This is a genomic window from Pseudomonas sp. 14P_8.1_Bac3 (genome assembly GCF_025466085.1).
Lineage (GTDB): Bacteria > Pseudomonadota > Gammaproteobacteria > Pseudomonadales > Pseudomonadaceae > Aquipseudomonas.
The window spans coordinates 30,447-48,038 of record NZ_JANLOD010000059.1; the positions used below are offsets into that span (position 1 = coordinate 30,447).

Annotated in this window: 16 protein-coding genes; 12 read left to right on the plus strand and 4 right to left on the minus strand. The window is 58.9% G+C overall.

The genetic code is table 11. The annotated features are described in order from the left end of the window. Position 1 precedes the first annotated feature (1 nt). Together murU and NTD84_RS18650 are read right to left on the minus strand one after the other, a co-directional pair. A complete protein-coding gene (gene murU, locus NTD84_RS18645) occupies positions 2 to 673 on the minus strand; it encodes an N-acetylmuramate alpha-1-phosphate uridylyltransferase MurU (protein ID WP_262168343.1) in 672 nt (223 codons plus the stop codon). Further along, on the minus strand, positions 670 to 1,689 hold the full coding sequence (locus tag NTD84_RS18650; RefSeq protein ID WP_262168345.1) for an aminoglycoside phosphotransferase family protein: 1,020 nt from the start codon (positions 1,687 to 1,689) through the stop codon (positions 670 to 672). Before NTD84_RS18650 ends, murU begins: the two co-directional genes overlap by 4 nt. Before the next feature lie 130 nt (positions 1,690 to 1,819). Between NTD84_RS18650 and NTD84_RS18655 the strand changes: the two genes are divergently transcribed. From NTD84_RS18655 to NTD84_RS18705, 11 genes are all read left to right on the plus strand, one after another. After that, positions 1,820 to 4,618: an LPS-assembly protein LptD gene (locus NTD84_RS18655; protein ID WP_262168348.1), complete on the plus strand. Its 2,799-nt coding sequence runs from the start codon at positions 1,820 to 1,822 to the stop codon at positions 4,616 to 4,618. After that, positions 4,599 to 5,915 carry a peptidylprolyl isomerase SurA gene (gene surA, locus NTD84_RS18660; RefSeq protein ID WP_262168350.1) on the plus strand — a complete coding sequence of 439 codons (1,317 nt, stop codon included), beginning with the start codon at positions 4,599 to 4,601 and terminating at the stop codon, positions 5,913 to 5,915. Before NTD84_RS18655 ends, surA begins: the two co-directional genes overlap by 20 nt. After that, positions 5,912 to 6,901 (plus strand): 4-hydroxythreonine-4-phosphate dehydrogenase PdxA, encoded by a 990-nt coding sequence (gene pdxA / locus NTD84_RS18665; RefSeq protein ID WP_262168353.1) that lies wholly within the window; start codon positions 5,912 to 5,914, stop codon positions 6,899 to 6,901. The genes surA and pdxA overlap by 4 nt, the downstream gene beginning before the upstream one ends. Continuing rightward, the gene (rsmA, locus tag NTD84_RS18670; RefSeq protein WP_262168356.1) at positions 6,898 to 7,716 is read left to right on the plus strand and encodes a 16S rRNA (adenine(1518)-N(6)/adenine(1519)-N(6))-dimethyltransferase RsmA; all 819 of its coding nucleotides are present in this window, start codon (positions 6,898 to 6,900) and stop codon (positions 7,714 to 7,716) included. The genes pdxA and rsmA overlap by 4 nt, the downstream gene beginning before the upstream one ends. A gap of 123 nt (positions 7,717 to 7,839) precedes the next feature. Further along, on the plus strand, positions 7,840 to 8,220 hold the full coding sequence (apaG, locus tag NTD84_RS18675) for a Co2+/Mg2+ efflux protein ApaG (protein WP_262168358.1): 381 nt from the start codon (positions 7,840 to 7,842) through the stop codon (positions 8,218 to 8,220). Beyond that, complete coding sequence (locus NTD84_RS18680; RefSeq protein ID WP_262168360.1) at positions 8,220 to 9,101, plus strand: symmetrical bis(5'-nucleosyl)-tetraphosphatase; 882 nt, start codon at positions 8,220 to 8,222, stop codon at positions 9,099 to 9,101. The genes apaG and NTD84_RS18680 overlap by 1 nt, the downstream gene beginning before the upstream one ends. A 33-nt stretch (positions 9,102 to 9,134) precedes the next feature. Beyond that, entirely contained in the window at positions 9,135 to 9,464 is a 330-nt protein-coding gene (glpE, locus tag NTD84_RS18685) for a thiosulfate sulfurtransferase GlpE (protein ID WP_150703836.1), read from the plus strand. A gap of 296 nt (positions 9,465 to 9,760) precedes the next feature. Further along, positions 9,761 to 11,683 (plus strand): PrkA family serine protein kinase, encoded by a 1,923-nt coding sequence (locus NTD84_RS18690; protein WP_008027052.1) that lies wholly within the window; start codon positions 9,761 to 9,763, stop codon positions 11,681 to 11,683. A 205-nt stretch (positions 11,684 to 11,888) separates the two neighbouring features. Further along, entirely contained in the window at positions 11,889 to 13,160 is a 1,272-nt protein-coding gene (locus NTD84_RS18695) for a YeaH/YhbH family protein (RefSeq protein ID WP_010467159.1), read from the plus strand. Next, entirely contained in the window at positions 13,157 to 14,719 is a 1,563-nt protein-coding gene (locus NTD84_RS18700; RefSeq protein WP_262168368.1) for a SpoVR family protein, read from the plus strand. The genes NTD84_RS18695 and NTD84_RS18700 overlap by 4 nt, the downstream gene beginning before the upstream one ends. Before the next feature lie 63 nt (positions 14,720 to 14,782). Further along, complete coding sequence (locus NTD84_RS18705) at positions 14,783 to 16,012, plus strand: multifunctional CCA addition/repair protein (protein ID WP_262168371.1); 1,230 nt, start codon at positions 14,783 to 14,785, stop codon at positions 16,010 to 16,012. A gap of 61 nt (positions 16,013 to 16,073) precedes the next feature. On the opposite strand, the gene folK is transcribed toward NTD84_RS18705, so the two are convergent. Continuing rightward, positions 16,074 to 16,592 (minus strand): 2-amino-4-hydroxy-6-hydroxymethyldihydropteridine diphosphokinase, encoded by a 519-nt coding sequence (gene folK / locus NTD84_RS18710; protein WP_262168372.1) that lies wholly within the window; start codon positions 16,590 to 16,592, stop codon positions 16,074 to 16,076. Next, the gene (gene folB, locus NTD84_RS18715; RefSeq protein ID WP_262168374.1) at positions 16,583 to 16,939 is read right to left on the minus strand and encodes a dihydroneopterin aldolase; all 357 of its coding nucleotides are present in this window, start codon (positions 16,937 to 16,939) and stop codon (positions 16,583 to 16,585) included. Before folB ends, folK begins: the two co-directional genes overlap by 10 nt. Positions 16,940 to 17,013: 74 nt before the next feature. Here folB and plsY point away from each other — a divergent pair, with 74 nt between their 5' ends. After that, positions 17,014 to 17,583, plus strand: a complete 570-nt coding sequence (gene plsY, locus NTD84_RS18720; RefSeq protein ID WP_262168377.1) for a glycerol-3-phosphate 1-O-acyltransferase PlsY — start codon at positions 17,014 to 17,016, stop codon at positions 17,581 to 17,583. Positions 17,584 to 17,592 lie beyond the last annotated feature (9 nt).

Below are 17,592 nucleotides of genomic sequence, written 5' to 3' on the forward strand. Positions count from 1 at the left end.
GTCAGCGACTCGCTTCAAGCAAAGTGTCGACTTCAGCCAGACGCTCGTAAGTGCCAACATCCACCCAACGACCGTGCAGCCGCTCACCCGTCACCTGCCCGTCAGCCATGGCTTTGCGCAACAGCGGCGCAAGCTTGAAAGCCCCGGCCGAGCAACCGTCGAAGAGCTGGGGATGCAGCACCGCGATGCCGCTGTAAGTCAGGGTTGGCTGATCAGATTGACCATCGCGCACTTGACCGTCTACCAGCGTGAAATCACCCGTCGGGTGGTGCCGCGGGTTCTCCGCCAGCACCAGATGCGCCAGACCGCTGACAGGCTGGTGCAGCACGCTGAAGTCGTAATCGGTCCAGATATCGCCGTTGACCACTACGAATGCCTCATCACCCAGCAACGACAACGCGCGGAAAATCCCGCCACCGGTTTCCAGAGGCTCACCTTCCGGCGAATACTGAATGCTCACGCCAAATCGCGAACCGTCGCCCAGGTAATCTTCGATCTGCTGACCCAGCCACGCATGGTTGATCACGATCTCGGTGAATCCGGCGGCGGCCAGCGCACGCAGGTGATACTCGATCAACGGCACACCGCCAGCGCGAACCAGCGGTTTGGGGGTCGTCAGGGTCAGGGGGCGCATGCGCTCGCCCTTGCCCGCCGCCAGAATCATTGCCTTCATGCATTCGCTCCGGCACGCAGACTAAGGAGCAACACGTCCAGCTCGGCCAGTTCAGGACGGCGAGAGATTACCGCTTCTATATAAGCAAAGAAACGCGGCACATCGGCCAAATAGCGCGGTTTGCCGTCGCGATGGCAGATGCGCGCGAAAATCCCGATGACTTTCAGGTGACGCTGCACGCCCATCAGGTCACTGGCACGCAGGAAATCGTCGAAGTCGGACTGGACCGGAATGCCCAGGGCGCCGGCCTGCTGCCAGTAATCTTCCAGCCAGCCGTGCACGCGTTCCTCGGGCCAGCTCAGGAAAGCGTCCTTGAACAGGCATGTGACGTCGTAGGTCACCGGGCCGTAGACCGCGTCCTGGAAATCCAGCACACCGGGATTCGGTTCGCTGAGCATCAGGTTGCGCGGCATGTAGTCGCGATGCACCAGCACTTTCGGCTGCGCCAGGGCACTGTCTATGAGCAGTTCCGTCACGTTTTGCCAGAGCGTTCGTTGCGCCGCATCGAATTCGATACCCAACTCGTGCTTCACGTACCACTCAGGGAACAGTTCCAGCTCGCGGCGCAGCAGTGCCACGTCATAACTCGGCAGCGGCGCGACCATCGGCAACTGCTGGAAAGCGAGCAGCGCTTGCAGGGCATCCTTGAACAATTCGTCGGCATTTTCGCTGTCAATGACGTCCAGGTAGGTCTGGTTGCCGAGGTCGTTGAGCAAAAGAAATCCTCGTTCGAGGTCCTCGGCATAAATTTTCGGCACATTTATTCCGGATTTCTCCAGCAAAAAAGCGATATCCACGAAGGGTTTGCAGTTTTCCTGGGGCGGTGGCGCGTCCATGACGATGAAACTTCTGCCTGCGCCTTCCCAGCGGAAATAACGTCGAAAACTCGCGTCACTACTGGCCGCGGTCAACGTGGCCGGGGGTACGGCGCCCCAACCTTGCGCTGCAAAGAGGACTGCCAACTGCTCATCGAGCCAAACTTTCAGGTGTTGCAAACGTACATCTTGGTCAGGCATTGCAAGGGTCTCCGACGGCGCTAGCCGTCAAGCGGGTCATGCTTTATTATCCAGCATCTTTTTCAGACCATCGAGAGGCGTGCGGCCCACACCGCGGGCAGATGGCACGCAGGAAGCCCGGACTAATAAGATGGCATTGAAATCCCCCGCGTTTCGTAAAAAATTTCCGTTGTTGGTCACTGGCAGTCTGCTGGCCCTGCAACCTCTAGCCACTTCGTTCGTGGTCGCCGCGGAACAGTATGACTGCTCAGTCTCTGCTTCGGGTGCCTGGGACTGTGCGCCCAAGACGCCGGCGGCTGCATTGCCACCGCGTCCCGTCCATGACGGCAGCGCAGTCACCGCGAATGGCGAGGCCCCGGCGCAATCCGGTTCCAGCGAAGACGCTGGCGCCAAGCCTGCGCTGGTTACCGAAGCCAAAGGCCGCGGCCTCAAGTCTCGTAGCGAAGACTACAGTCACCTCGACTGGGTTCCACGCGACAAGCTCACGGCAGCGCAATTGGCTGAAGCCGGTCCTTACTGCTCTGGTTCCTATATCGAACCGATTCGTCCTGGCATGAATGACAAGACGAATAAAAGTGACGCTCCGACCTTCGTTGGCGCCAAGGCCTCCCGCTACAAGCAGGAGGAGCAGATTGCCACGCTGGCGGGTGACGTGGTCCTGCGTCAGGGCAGCATGCAGGCCGAGGCAGACGAGGCGAACCTTTATCAGGCCGAGAGCCGTGGCGAACTGGACGGCAACGTGCGGATTCGCGATAACGGCGCGCTGATCGTCGGCGACCACGCCGAAGTGCAGCTCGACACCGGTGAAGCCAAGGTCGACAACGCCGAATACGTCATGCACAAATCGCGTATCCGCGGTAATGCGCTGTACGCCAAACGTGCCGAGAACGCGATCATCCGCCTCAAGGACGGTACGTACACCACGTGCGAGCCGAACAGCAACGCCTGGCAACTCAAGGGCAACAACATCACCTTGAACCCAGCCACCGGTTTCGGTACCGCGACCAACGTGACACTGCGGGTCAAGGACATTCCGGTCCTGTACACGCCATACATCTACTTCCCGATCGACGACCGTCGCCAGTCCGGCTTCCTGCCGCCGACCATCGGCAGCGGCAGCGATACAGGCTTCCTGCTGGTCACCCCGTACTACTTCAACCTGGCGCCGAATTACGATGCCACGTTGTACCCGCGCTACATGAGCAAGCGCGGCCTGTTGATGGAAGGCGAGTTCCGCTACCTGACCAAGTCCAGCGAAGGTCAGTTCGGTGCCGCGTACCTCAACGACGAAAATACCGATCGCAGTCAGCAGACCGACTACCAAAAAACCCGCTACATGTATAACTGGCAGCACAAGGGTGGTCTCGACTCGCGCATTCTGACCCAGGTCGATTACACCAAGATCAGCGATCCGTATTACTTCCAGGATCTCGAGAGCGATCAGATTGGTATAAAAAGCGGCGATTACGTCAATCAGCAGGGTTCCGTCACCTACCGTGGCGACAGCTATACCGCTCGATTGAATGCCCAGGCTTACCAGCTCGCGACCGTGTCCAACATCACGCCGTACAATCGTTTGCCGCAGATCACCTTCAATGGTCAGCTGCCAACGCATCCTAATGGTCTGAATTTCGACTATGAAACGGAAATTGTGCGCTTTGATCGTGACCTGGAAAAAGGTCAGTTCTCCGATGAAGACGGCAACCTGTCACCTCGCCTAGACACCAACGTATTCGGTCTTGCGCGTGCCAACGGTGACCGTCTGAATGTCAAACCGGGGGTCAGCCTGCCGCTGGACTGGACCTATGGTTTCATCAAGCCATCGCTGAAATATCAATACACCCAGTATCAACTGGATCTCGACGGCGAAGGTAAAGCTGATATCGCTACTCAAGGTGCCGAAGGCGACCGCCTCAACGGTACATTCAGCAGCAACCAGAGCCGCGGCGTTCCGATCGCCAGCATCGACAGCGGGTTGTATTTCGACCGCAACACCACCTGGTTCGGTAAAAACTATCGCCAGACCCTGGAGCCTCGCCTGTTCTATCTCTATGTACCCGAGAAAGATCAAAGCGACATCCCGGTGTTCGACACCGGCGAATACACCTTCAACTACGCGTCGCTGTTCCGCGAAAATCGCTTTTCAGGTTCCGACCGCGTTGGCGACGAGAACAAGCTGTCGCTGGGCGTGACCAACCGCTGGATCGAAGAAAACGGTTTCGAGCGTCAACGCATCAGCGTCGGTCAAGCCTTGTACTTCAAGGACCGCAAAGTCCAACTGCCGGGCATTGATGCTAGAACCCGTAAAGACTCCCAGTCCGACGTTTCGCCGTACGCGCTGGAATACGAATACCGCTGGAACCGTGACTGGCGCACGACTGCCGATTACAACTGGGACCCGGACAGCCGCAGCCCTCGCTCGGGCAGCGCGATGTTCCACTACCAGCCTGAAGACAACCCGAACAAGGTCATCAACGCCGGCTATCGCTATCGTAATGACCAGGTCCGTTACGACCAGAACACCGGTCAATGGTCGGTGGGCGGCGGTGACTACGGCACCCCGGGCCAGCCTGGCTATGTGAAGGACTACTACAAGATCCAACAGCACGACTTCTCGGTGATCTGGCCGATCGTGCCGCAATGGAACGCCATCAGCCGCTGGCAGTACGACTACAACCGCAACCGTACCCTGGAAGCCTTCGGTGGTTTCGAGTACGACAGCTGCTGCTGGAAACTGCGCCTGATCAACCGTTACTGGGTTTCCTACGACGAATTCAGTCAGGAAGCGCCACAAAACGAAAAAGGCGACCACGGCGTCTTCCTACAAATCGTTCTGAAAGGTCTCGGCGGCCTCACCGGCGCCAAAGTAGAGAGCTTCCTCGACAAAGGCATCCAAGGTTATCGTGAACGTGAAGACCAAGCTTTCTGATTGTCTGCGCCCGCTCGTGCTGGGCGCGCTGTTCCTGGGTACTGCGGCGAATGCCGCGGTACAGTCCATCGATAAAGTGGTGGCCATTGTCGATAACGATGTGGTCATGCAGAGCCAACTGGACCAGCGTGTTCGTGAAGTTCAGCAAACGATCGCCAAGCGTGGCTCTGCCGCGCCACCGGCCAGCGTGCTGGATCAGCAGGTGCTTGAGCGCCTGATCGTCGAAAACCTGCAATTGCAGATCGGCGAACGCTCCGGCATCCGCATCACCGATGAAGAACTGAACCAGGCGGTCGGCACCATTGCCCAGCGCAATAACATGTCGGTCGAGCAATTCCGCGCCGCGCTGGCTCACGATGGCCTGTCTTACGACGACGCCCGTGAACAGATCCGTCGCGAAATGATCATCAGCCGTGTGCGTCAACGCCGTGTGGCCGAGCGCATCCAGGTGTCCGAGCAGGAAGTGAAAAACTTCCTCGCCTCCGACCTGGGCAAAATGCAGCTGTCCGAAGAATTCCGTCTGGCCAATATCCTGATTCCTACGCCGGAAAGCGCCAACTCCGACGCGATTCAGAGTGCAGCGAAACAGGCAGACGAGGTTTACCAGCAGCTCAAGCAAGGCGCTGACTTCGGTCAACTGGCCATCGCCAAATCCGCCAGCGAAACCGCACTGGAAGGCGGCGACATGGGCTGGCGTAAAGCCGCTCAATTGCCACCTCCGTTCGATCGCATGCTGAGCACCATGACGGTAGGCGACATTACCCAACCGATGCGCACTCCGGGCGGCTTCATCATTCTGAAGATCCTCGAGAAGCGCGGCGGTGACACCCAGACACGTGACGAAGTGCACGTGCGTCATATCCTGGTCAAACCTAGCCCGATCCGTGACGAAGCCAAAACCAAGGCCCTGGCCGAGTCGCTCTATAGCCGGATCGAAGCAGGCGAAGATTTCGGCGAACTGGCGAAAAGCTTCTCGGAAGACCCGGGTTCCGCCCTCAACGGTGGCGACCTGAACTGGATCGACCCGAATGCACTGGTGCCTGAATTCCGCGAAGTGATGGCCAAGACCCCGCAAGGTCAGCTGTCCAAGCCATTCCAGACCCAGTACGGCTGGCACGTTCTGGAAGTCCTTGGCCGTCGCGCCACGGACAGCACCAACCAAGCCCGTGAGCAGCAAGCGATGACCGTACTGCGTAACCGCAAATACGACGAAGAGCTGCAAACCTGGTTGCGTCAGATCCGTGACGAAGCGTACGTAGAGATCAAACTCCCTGGTGCAGACCAGGCAGCGCAGTGAAACCCAAACGTTTCGCGCTGACACCCGGTGAACCGGCCGGCATAGGTCCTGACCTGTGCCTGCTGCTCGCCTCGCAAGCCCAGCCACATCCCCTGATTGCCATTACCAGCCGCGACCTGCTCTCTCAGCGGGCCGCGCAACTGGGCGTGGTTGTCGATTTGCTGCCGGTCACGCCGGGCAACTGGCCGGATGAACCTGCGCCGGCCGACAGCCTGTATGTCTGGGATACGCCACTGAGCGCACCAGTGACGCCCGGTCAACTCGACAAAGCCAATGCGGCTTTCGTTTTGGAAACCCTGACCCGCGCCGGCCAGGGCTGCCTGGACGGGCATTTCGCCGGAATGATCACAGCCCCTGTGCACAAGGGCGTGATCAACGAGTCGGGCATCGCCTTTTCCGGTCACACGGAGTTCCTCGCTGACCTGACGCATACCGCTCAGGTAGTGATGATGCTGGCGACGCGCGGTTTGCGCGTGGCGCTGGTCACCACTCACCTGCCCCTTCGCGAGATTGCCGATGCCATCACGCCGGAGCGGCTGGAACGCGTCACGCGGATTCTGCACAGCGACTTGCAACAAAAATTCGGCATCGCCCAGCCACGCATCCTGGTTTGCGGACTCAATCCGCATGCTGGTGAAGGCGGTCACCTGGGCCATGAAGAAATCGACATCATAGAACCCGCATTGGAGCGCCTGCGCGGTGAAGGCATGGACCTTCGTGGCCCCTTGCCCGCCGACACTCTGTTTACCCCCAAATATCTGGAGCACTGCGACGCGGTGCTGGCGATGTACCACGACCAGGGCCTGCCGGTGCTGAAATACAAAGGCTTCGGCGCGGCAGTCAACGTGACCCTCGGCTTGCCGATCATCCGCACCTCGGTCGACCACGGCACCGCCCTGGATCTGGCCGGCAGCGGCAAAATCGATACCGGCAGCCTGCAAGTCGCCCTGGAAACCGCCTACCAGATGGCCGAGACCCGTTTATGACCGAGCATTACCAACACAAAGCGCGCAAACGCTTTGGCCAGAATTTCTTGCATGATGCCGGCGTTATCGACCGCATCCTGCGCTCCATCCATGCCAAACCCGAAGACCGCCTGCTGGAAATCGGCCCGGGCCAGGGCGCGCTGACCCAAGGCCTGCTGAACAGCGGTGCCCAGCTCGACGTGGTGGAACTGGACAAAGACCTGATCCCGATCCTCAATCAGCAGTTCGCCGGCAAGAGCAACTTCAACCTGCATCAGGGCGACGCGCTGAAGTTTGACTTCAACAGCCTGAACGCGGCGCCGAACAGCCTGCGAGTGGTCGGCAACCTGCCGTACAACATCTCTACGCCGCTGATTTTTCACCTGCTGAACAACGCCAGCATCATTCGTGACATGCACTTCATGCTGCAAAAGGAAGTGGTCGAACGTCTGGCGGCAGGCCCTGGCGGTGGCGACTGGGGTCGTCTGTCGATCATGGTTCAGTACCACTGCCGCGTAGAACATCTGTTCAACGTTGGCCCGGGAGCGTTCAACCCGCCGCCGAAAGTCGATTCAGCCATCGTTCGCCTGGTGCCGCACGCCGTGCTGCCGCACCCGGCCAAGGATCATCGCTTGCTGGAGCGCGTTGTGCGCGAAGCCTTCAACCAGCGCCGCAAGACCCTGCGCAACACCCTCAAGTTACTGCTGAGCAACGACGAAATCACGGCCGCCGGTGTCGACGGCAGCCTGCGCCCGGAGCAGCTCGATCTGGCCGCCTTCGTACGTCTGGCCGACAAACTCAGCGAACAAGTCCTACAGAATCCCGCCGCCGACTGACAGGCAACAAGCGTTATCGGGTAGGACACCAGCCGCCATGTCTGGTTTACTACCCGGTACTTGGCCTAGACTGAGTTCCATCAGCTACGCCCCGCGTCCCGCTTCGTTTTTAAGGCCTCTTGCATGTCCGATCCTCGCTATCAGGTCGACGTCAGCGTCGTCACCCGCTATCTGGCAGAACAATCGCAACCCGAGCAAAACCGCTTCGCTTTCGCCTACACCATCACCGTGCACAACAATGGCGAACTACCGGCCAAGTTGCTGTCACGGCACTGGGTCATCACCGATGGCGACGGGCATGTCGAAGAAGTGCGCGGCGCCGGCGTCGTGGGTCTCCAGCCGCTGATCCAGGCCGGCGACAACCACACCTACAGCAGCGGCACAGTGATGACGACCAAGGTCGGCACCATGCAAGGCACGTATCAAATGATTGCCGACGACGGTAAACATTTTGACGCCATCATCGCCCCGTTCCGCCTGGCAGTGCCCGGAGCCCTGCACTGATGGCGACGTATGCCGTCGGCGACCTGCAAGGTTGCCTGGAACCGCTGAAATGCCTGCTCAAGCAAGTCGCCTTCGACCCTGCCCGGGACACATTGTGGCTGGTGGGAGATCTGGTCAACCGCGGCCCGCAGTCACTGGAAACCTTGCGTTTCCTCTATGGCTTGCGCGACTCACTGGTGTGCGTGCTCGGCAACCACGACCTGCACTTGTTGGCCGCCGGGCACAACATTGAACGCTTGAAGAAAACCGATACCCTGAGCGAGATCCTCGCAGCGCCGGATCGCGCGGAACTGCTGGAATGGGTGCGCCAGCAAAAGCTCATGCACTACGACGAACAGCGCAACATCGCTCTGGTCCATGCCGGCATACCGCCCCAATGGTCACTGCGCAAGGCGATGAAGTGCGCCGCTGAAGTCGAAGAAGCCCTGCGCGACGACAACCGTTTCGCTCCCTATCTCGACGGCATGTACGGCAACGCACCCTTGAAATGGGACAGTGACCTCAAAGGCGTGACCCGCTTGCGAGTGATCACCAACTACTTCACCCGCATGCGTTTCTGCACCCGCGAAGGCAAGCTGGACCTCAAGGGCAAGGAAGGCGCCGACACGGCGCCGCCGGGCTATGCGCCTTGGTTCAGCTATAAAGAGCGCAAAACCAAGGGCGTGAAGGTCATCTTCGGTCATTGGGCAGCGCTGGAGGGTCAATGTAACGAGCCGGGGATTTTCGCCCTCGACACCGGTTGCGTATGGGGCGGATCGATGACCCTGATGAACGTCGACACCCTTGAACGCCTTCAATGCAAATGCGACGAGCATGGCCACACCCTGCCGCCAGTCGCCCTCTCCCATTCCGAACAAACGTCAGCCAGCGCCCGGCGCTAGACTGCGCTTTCAGCCGAGCCAAAGGAGCCCGCCATGAGCGAATTCAAACGCATCCCCCCAGAACAGGCGCAAACCCTGCGCGAACACGGCGCCGTGGTGGTCGATGTCCGAGACCCGGCAACCTTCGCCGCCCTGCACATCAGCGGCTCGAAGCATCTGGATAACCATTCACTGCACGCGTTCATCCAGGGCGCTGACCTGGATGCACCGACGGTGGTGGTCTGCTATCACGGCAATTCCAGTCAGGGTGCAGCAGCCTACCTGGTCAGCCAGGGCTTCTCCGACGTGTACAGCATGGATGGCGGTTTTGAGTTGTGGCGTACGACTTATCCTTCGGAAACCGCGCAAGGCACCTCCGAATAATTTTTTTGCAACGCGCAAGCCCCGGCTCCCGCGGGCTAGCGCGGTGGCAGACGAACGGTCGGCCACAACTAATTACGTATCTCGCCTTTACCTCCCGAATAAGCAACTATCCTTAAGCGCAGGCCATCCAAAACAGGGGAGAGCCGGTACACCGGCGCGCGGATCATCGGGAGTAGCTTTCGAAGCCGTCGGCTTCGAAAGAGTTCTGGGGGGTAAACAGCGACTGCCTGTTCGGTTGCTGCCAGCATCGACTGAATGATCCGGCGTCGGCTCCACGTATCGAGCGAGGTGACGTCATGAGTATCTTTAGCCACTTCCAACAACGCTTCGAGTCCACACGCCAGGAAGAACTCTCGCTACAAGAGTACCTGGAGCTGTGCAAAAAGGACCGCAGTGCCTACGTTTCCGCCGCCGAGCGTCTCTTGCTGGCCATCGGAGAACCGGAGCTGCTCGACACCTCGACCAATTCGAGGCTTTCGCGAATCTTTTCCAACAAGGTGATCCGCCGCTATCCGGCCTTTGAAGACTTCCACGGGATGGAAGAATGCATCGACCAGATCGTGTCGTATTTCCGCCATGCCGCTCAGGGCCTGGAAGAGAAGAAACAGATCCTCTATCTGCTCGGCCCCGTCGGGGGCGGTAAATCGTCCCTGGCCGAGAAGCTGAAACAACTGATCGAGAAGGTGCCGTTCTACGCCATCAAGGGTTCACCGGTTTTCGAATCGCCTTTGGGTCTGTTCAACGCCACCGAAGATGGCGCGATCCTCGAAGAAGACTTCGGCATTCCGCGGCGCTACCTCAATACCATCATGTCGCCATGGGCCACCAAACGCCTGGCCGAATTCGGCGGTGACATCAGCCAGTTCCGCGTGGTGAAACTGTATCCGTCGATCCTTAACCAGATCGCCGTGGCTAAAACCGAGCCGGGAGATGAAAACAACCAGGACATCTCGGCACTGGTGGGCAAGGTCGATATCCGCAAACTGGAGGAGTTTCCGCAAAACGACGCAGACGCCTACAGTTACTCGGGCGCTCTGTGCCGGGCCAACCAGGGCCTGATGGAATTCGTCGAAATGTTCAAGGCGCCGATCAAGGTGCTGCACCCATTGCTGACGGCGACCCAGGAAGGCAACTACAACAGCACCGAGGGACTGGGGGCGATTCCGTTTACCGGGATCCTGCTCGCTCACTCCAACGAATCTGAATGGCACACCTTCCGTAACAACAAGAACAACGAAGCCTTCATCGACCGGATTTACATCGTCAAAGTCCCGTACTGCCTGCGCGTCAGCGACGAAGTGAAAATCTACGACAAGCTGCTGTTCAACAGCTCGCTGGCCAAGGCGCATTGCGCACCCGACACCTTGAAGATGCTTGCCCAGTTCACCGTACTCTCGCGCCTCAAGGAGCCGGAGAACTCGAACATCTACTCGAAAATGCGCGTGTACGACGGGGAAAACCTCAAGGACACCGATCCGAAGGCCAAGTCGATCCAGGAATACCGCGACAACGCCGGTGTCGACGAGGGCATGAACGGTCTGTCGACCCGCTTCGCGTTCAAGATCCTGTCAAAAGTCTTCAACTTCGATCCGCATGAAATCGCTGCCAACCCGGTGCACTTGCTTTACGTGCTGGAGCAGCAGATCGAGCAGGAGCAATTCCAGGCCGAAACCCGTGAACGCTATCTGCGCTTCCTGAAGGAGTATCTGGCACCGCGTTATATCGAGTTCATCGGCAAGGAGATCCAGACCGCCTACCTCGAGTCTTACAGCGAGTACGGCCAGAACATCTTCGATCGCTACGTGCTGTACGCCGATTTCTGGATCCAGGACCAGGAATACCGTGACCCGGAAACCGGCGAAATCCTCAACCGCGTCGCGTTGAACGAAGAACTGGAGAAAATCGAAAAACCCGCCGGCATCAGCAATCCGAAGGATTTCCGCAACGAGATCGTCAACTTCGTGCTGCGCGCCCGCGCCAACAACAACGGCAAGAATCCGACCTGGCTCAGCTACGAAAAACTGCGGGTGGTCATCGAGAAGAAAATGTTCTCGAACACCGAGGACCTGCTGCCAGTCATCAGCTTCAATGCCAAGGCCAGCAAAGAGGACCAGCAGAAGCACAACGACTTCGTCACACGGATGGTCGAGCGGGGCTACACCGACAAACAGGTACGACTGCTGTCCGAGTGGTACCTGCGGGTCAGAAAATCACAATAACCCGCTGCCGGTCAGACCGGTTGTCGTCAGCCAGAGACCTGTGTCAGCGTTTTCTGTTACACAGGCCTCTGGAAGGTGTTCGAAAGTCGGTAGCGAGTTCAGGCAGCATCAACAAGCGCTTGGGGGAGCGTTGAGTATCCCTTGGCTCCCGGTCCGATGCTGCATCACCGCTCGCCCCTTTCAGGACAGCTTCTAAGGAGCAGTCATGAGCTATGTGATCGACCGACGTCTCAATGGCAAGAACAAGAGCACGGTGAACCGCCAGCGATTTCTGCGGCGTTACCGTGATCACATCAAAAAGGCTGTCGAAGAGGCGGTCAGCCGGCGTTCCATTACCGATATGGAGCACGGCGAACAGATCAGTATTCCCGGCCGCGACATCGACGAGCCGGTGCTTCACCATGGTCGTGGCGGCAAACAGACCGTCGTGCACCCAGGCAACAAGGAATTCACCAGCGGCGAGCACATTGCCCGTCCGCCTGGCGGTGGTGGTGGCAGAGGGCCAGGCAAGGCCGGCAACTCCGGCGAAGGCATGGACGAATTCGTCTTCCAGATCACCCAGGAAGAGTTCCTCGAGTTCATGTTCGAGGATCTTGAGCTGCCGAACCTGGTCAAGCGCAACCTGACCGGCACCGACACTTTCAAGACCGTCCGCGCCGGGATCAGTAACGAGGGCAACCCGTCACGGATCAACATTATCCGCACCTTGCGCTCGGCCCACGCCCGCCGCATCGCCCTGTCCGGCAGCAGTCGGGCAAAATTGCGCGAAGCCAAGGAAGAATTGCTGCGACTAAAGCGCGATGAACCCGACAACTTTGGCGATATTCAGGAAATCGAAGCGGAAATCGAAAAACTCAGCGCGCGCATCCATCGCGTCCCGTTTCTTGACACGTTCGACCTCAAGTACAACCTGCTGATCAAGCAACCCAACCCCAGCTCCAAGGCCGTGATGTTTTGCCTGATGGACGTCTCTGGCTCGATGACGCAGGCGACCAAGGACATCGCCAAACGCTTTTTCATCCTGCTGTACCTGTTCCTCAAGCGTAACTACGACAAGATCGATGTGGTGTTCATCCGCCACCACACCAGCGCCCGCGAAGTGGACGAGGAAGAGTTTTTCTACTCCCGCGAAACAGGCGGCACTATCGTTTCCAGCGCATTGAAACTGATGCAGGAGATCATGGCCGAGCGCTATCCAAGCAACGAGTGGAACATCTACGCCGCCCAGGCCTCCGACGGCGATAACTGGAACGACGACTCGCCAATCTGCCGCGACATTTTGATCAATCAGATCATGCCGTTTGTGCAGTACTACACTTACGTCGAGATCACTCCACGCGAGCACCAGGCGCTGTGGTTCGAATACGAGCGCATTGCCGAAGCCTTTTCTGACACTTTTGCCCAGCAACAACTGGTCTCGGCCGGGGATATCTATCCGGTCTTCCGTGAACTCTTCCAGCGCAGGTTAGTGACATGACCGCCAAAGAGCAGAAGCGCCAACCCATTTCCACCGGCTCCGAATGGACGTTCGAGCTGATCCAGGCCTACGACCGCGAAATCAGTCGTATCGCGGCCCGTTACGCACTCGATACCTACCCAAACCAGATCGAAGTGATCACCGCGGAACAGATGATGGACGCTTACGCCTCCGTCGGCATGCCCCTGGGCTATCACCACTGGTCCTATGGCAAACACTTCCTCAGTACCGAAAAATCCTACTCTCGCGGCCAGATGGGGCTTGCCTACGAGATCGTGATCAACTCGGACCCCTGCATCGCTTACCTGATGGAAGAAAACACCATCTGCATGCAGGCCCTGGTCGTGGCCCACGCCTGTTACGGGCACAACAGCTTCTTCAAGGGTAATTACCTGTTCCGCACCTGGACCGACGCTAGTTCGATCATCGATTACCTGGTGTTTGCCAAGCAGTACATCATGCAGTGCGAAGAGCGCCACGGCATCGATGCGGTCGAGGACCTGCTGGACTCCTGCCATGCGCTGATGAACTACGGGGTCGACCGTTACAAACGCCCTTACCCGATTTCCGCCGAGGAAGAACGTCGTCGGCAAAAGGATCGTGAAGAGCACATGCAGAAACAGATCAACGATCTGTGGCGCACCATTCCCAAAGGCGCGGACAAATACAGTGACAAGGACAACGCGCGATTCCCCGCCGAACCTCAGGAAAACATCCTGTACTTCATCGAAAAACACGCGCCGCTGCTGGAACCCTGGCAGCGGGAAATCGTGCGTATCGTGCGCAAGATCGCTCAATATTTCTATCCACAACGCCAGACCCAGGTAATGAACGAAGGCTGGGCCACGTTCTGGCACTACACCCTGATGAACGACCTCTACGACGAGGGCCTGGTCACCGACGGCTTCATGATGGAGTTCCTGACGTCACACACCAGCGTGGTTTATCAACCGGGCTTCGACAGCCCCTACTACAACGGCATCAACCCCTACACCCTGGGCTTTGCCATGTACCGCGACATCCGGCGCATGTGTGAATCGCCGACCGAAGAGGATTACCGCTGGTTCCCGGAAATTGCCGGCACCGACTGGCTGTCGACCATCAAGTTCGCCATGAGCAGCTTCAAGGATGAGAGTTTCATCCTGCAATACCTCTCCCCGCAGGTCATCCGCGACCTGAAACTGTTCAGCATTCTCGATGACGACCAGAAGGACGACTTGCTGGTCCCGGCCATTCACGACGAAGACGGCTACCGCACCATCCGCGAAACCCTGGCAGCGCAGTACAACCTGGGCAATCGCGAGCCCAACGTGCAGATCTACAGCATCGACCGCCGCGGCGATCGCTCCCTCACCCTTCGTCATCAGCAGCACGACCGCAAACCGCTGGGCGAGTCCACCGAGGAAGTCCTCAAACACCTGCACCGCCTCTGGGGCTTCGACATTCACCTGGAAACCCTGCAAGGCGACCAGGTGATGAAAACCCACCATGTCCCACCCAGAAGTGAACACAGCGAAGGCGATTATGGCCGTTTGGACCTGGCCGTCATTCATCTTTGAGCCTGTTTCTGCCTCCGGAAGTTCGACGTAACGGTTATTCTGTCGAGCTAACGGAGGTTTTTTATGCGGATTTATAAAGTCGGTGGGGCGGTTCGTGATCGCCTGCTGGGCAAACCTGTCACGGATATCGACTGGGTCGTGGTCGGCGCCACCACGGAAGAAATGCTCGCCAAGGGCTTTCGCCCGGTGGGCGCGGATTTCCCGGTGTTTCTTCACCCCAAAAGCGGTGAGGAATATGCCCTCGCCCGGACCGAGCGCAAAAGCGGGCGCGGTTATGGTGGTTTCACCTTTCACGCCAGCCCCGAAGTGACCCTTGAAGAGGACTTGATCCGCCGCGATCTGACGATCAACGCCATGGCCGAAGATGATCAGCAGAATCTGACCGATCCCTATCACGGCCAACGTGATCTCGACGCTCGCCTGCTTCGCCACGTTTCCCCCGCGTTCGCCGAAGATCCGCTCCGTGTACTGCGCGTTGCCCGCTTCGCCGCACGTTATGCAGAGTTGGGTTTCACCGTCGCACCTGAAACACTGGAACTGATGCGCGAACTCACTGAGTCAGGGGAGCTCGAGGCGCTGACCGCTGAACGCAGCTGGAAGGAAATTTCCCGCGCATTGATGGAAGATCAACCACAGGTGTTCATCCAGGTGCTGCGCGATTGCGATGCGCTCAAGGTGTTGATGCCGGAAGTCGACGCGCTGTTCGGCATTCCGCAACCGGAAGCTCACCACCCGGAAATCGACACGGGCGTACACACGTTGAGCGTGCTAGAACAGGCCGCGCGGCACCAGCAACCGCTGACCGTGCGCTGGGCCTGCTTGCTGCATGATTTGGGTAAAGGACTGACGCCGGAAGAGGAATGGCCGCGGCACATTGCTCATGAGCACAGGGGCTTAAAGCTGATCAAAGCAGTCAACGAGCGCTTCAAGGCACCGAAGGATTGCCAGGAATTGGCATTGCTGGTGGGCCAGTATCACACCCACGGCCATCGGGCACTGGAGTTGAAACCGTCGACGCTGCTGGAACTACTGCAAAGTTTTGACGTTTACCGTCGACCGCAGCGGTTCGAGGAGTTTATTGCGGCATGCGAAATGGACGCGCGAGGCCGTAAAGGGCTGGAGCAGAGAAGTTACCCACAGGCGGACTATTTGCGCGGGGCGGCCAATGCGGCGCGGAGCGTAGCGGTTCAGCCGTTGCTGGAGAAGGGATTCAAAGGGCCGGCGTTGGGAGAGGCGATCAAGCGTGAGCGGCTCAAGGCGTTGAAAGCCTACAAAGGGGCGGCGTCCGCCTGAAAACTTCGCGGGTAAGCCTCGCTCTACAGAGCGACGCTTACCCGCGAAGGCGCCAACGCAATTACAGCAAACACGAAGGGGTTAACGGCTCCCCACGCCATTCAAACGCGACCGGCGCCAATACCTGATCGATCTGCGACTCTTTCCACAACGTCGCAAAGCTTTTGCCGACACCGGGATGCACGCGATCCGGCGCAATCAGCGACAGCGGCCACAAGACGAAGGCATTTTTGAGAATCTCGGCCCGCGGCAGGATCAAACCGTCGAAGTTGCCCACCAGATCACCAAACAACAGCACGTCGATGTCCAGCGGCAAACCCCTGCGGTCCGGCGCATAGCGACCGTTATCCGCCTCGATGAACTTGAGCCGGCGGTCCAGTTCCATCAGTGGCAAATCGGTATAAGCCGAGACCACGAAATTGAAAAACGGACCACTCTTGATCCCTACCGGTTGGCTTTCGAACACCGCCGAGCAACGGATGTCCACCAGAAAACCCGCCAGAGCTTCGAGGCCGGCCCGCAAATGGGTTTCGCGCTCGATATTGCTACCGAGCCCGAGATACACCTGAGTCAGCGACATCCGCGCTCGATCTCCACGCCCACACCACCGGTGGCCGCCGGGACGGCGCCTGGCTTGGTCAGCTTGAGGCGCATCCAGGTGATGCCGAATTCGCTCATAAGCACCGCAACCAGACGCTCGGCAAAGGTCTCGACCAGCTGGAATTGCGCTTGCTCGGCAAAAGCCTGGATACGCGAAGAAACGCTCGCGTAATCGAGCGCCAGGGTCAGGTCATCGCCGGCAGCGGCCGGGCGATTATCCCAGGCGAAGCTCAGATCAAGACGCAGGCACTGTCGGATGCCTCGCTCCCAGTCGTAGGCACCGATTACGGTGTCGACTTCCAGGCCCTCGATAAACACTCTGTCCAAGCACTCTTCTCCGCTGCACGACAAGGGCGCAATGCGCCGTTAGAATCAGGGCGTCCTCGCCCGGAATAGTTAGCATGTTTTGGTTACTGGCGACCTTCGCCTACCTGCTTGGCTCTCTGTCCTTCGCCATTTTGCTCAGCCGCCTGACGGGCAATCCCGATCCGCGAATGAGTGGCTCGGGCAATGCCGGCGCCACCAACATGTTGCGCCTGGCCGGCAAGAAACTGGCGGTCCTGACCTTGCTCGGCGACCTTTGCAAAGGACTACTGCCTGTGCTGATCGCAGGCGGTGCTGGCCTTTCGCTGCAAGAACAGGCCTGGATCGGCGTTTGCGCCGTGATCGGTCACCTGTTCCCTCTGTATTTTCGCTTTCGCGGCGGCAAGGGTGTCGCCACCGCTGCCGGGATGTTGCTGGGCCTTTACCCGCCTGCAGCCCTGCTGGCGGTGTGCGCGTGGCTACTGACGTTCTACCTGACCCGCACCAGCTCACTCGCCGCTTTGATCGCCACGCCGTTGACCCTGCCGCTGCTGGCCTGGCAAGAACCGGCGGCCTTGTTGCCCATGAGCGCGCTCACGGGGCTGATCGTCTGGCGTCATCGCGGCAATCTACGCGACCTGTTTGCCGGGCGCGAACGGCATTTTTGAATGCCGCAC

Bases quoted from the DNA above. Each gene is read 5' to 3' on its own strand.
- murU (WP_262168343.1), bottom strand. From the start codon at position 673: ATGAAGGCAATGATTCTGGCGGCGGGCAAGGGCGAGCGCATGCGCCCC.
- NTD84_RS18650 (WP_262168345.1), bottom strand. From the start codon at position 1,689: ATGCCTGACCAAGATGTACGTTTGCAACACCTGAAAGTTTGGCTCGAT.
- NTD84_RS18655 (WP_262168348.1), top strand. From the start codon at position 1,820: ATGGCATTGAAATCCCCCGCGTTTCGTAAAAAATTTCCGTTGTTGGTC.
- rsmA (WP_262168356.1), top strand. From the start codon at position 6,898: ATGACCGAGCATTACCAACACAAAGCGCGCAAACGCTTTGGCCAGAAT.
- apaG (WP_262168358.1), top strand. From the start codon at position 7,840: ATGTCCGATCCTCGCTATCAGGTCGACGTCAGCGTCGTCACCCGCTAT.
- NTD84_RS18680 (WP_262168360.1), top strand. From the start codon at position 8,220: ATGGCGACGTATGCCGTCGGCGACCTGCAAGGTTGCCTGGAACCGCTG.
- glpE (WP_150703836.1), top strand. From the start codon at position 9,135: ATGAGCGAATTCAAACGCATCCCCCCAGAACAGGCGCAAACCCTGCGC.
- NTD84_RS18690 (WP_008027052.1), top strand. From the start codon at position 9,761: ATGAGTATCTTTAGCCACTTCCAACAACGCTTCGAGTCCACACGCCAG.
- NTD84_RS18695 (WP_010467159.1), top strand. From the start codon at position 11,889: ATGAGCTATGTGATCGACCGACGTCTCAATGGCAAGAACAAGAGCACG.
- NTD84_RS18700 (WP_262168368.1), top strand. From the start codon at position 13,157: ATGACCGCCAAAGAGCAGAAGCGCCAACCCATTTCCACCGGCTCCGAA.
- NTD84_RS18705 (WP_262168371.1), top strand. From the start codon at position 14,783: ATGCGGATTTATAAAGTCGGTGGGGCGGTTCGTGATCGCCTGCTGGGC.
- folK (WP_262168372.1), bottom strand. From the start codon at position 16,592: ATGTCGCTGACTCAGGTGTATCTCGGGCTCGGTAGCAATATCGAGCGC.
- plsY (WP_262168377.1), top strand. From the start codon at position 17,014: ATGTTTTGGTTACTGGCGACCTTCGCCTACCTGCTTGGCTCTCTGTCC.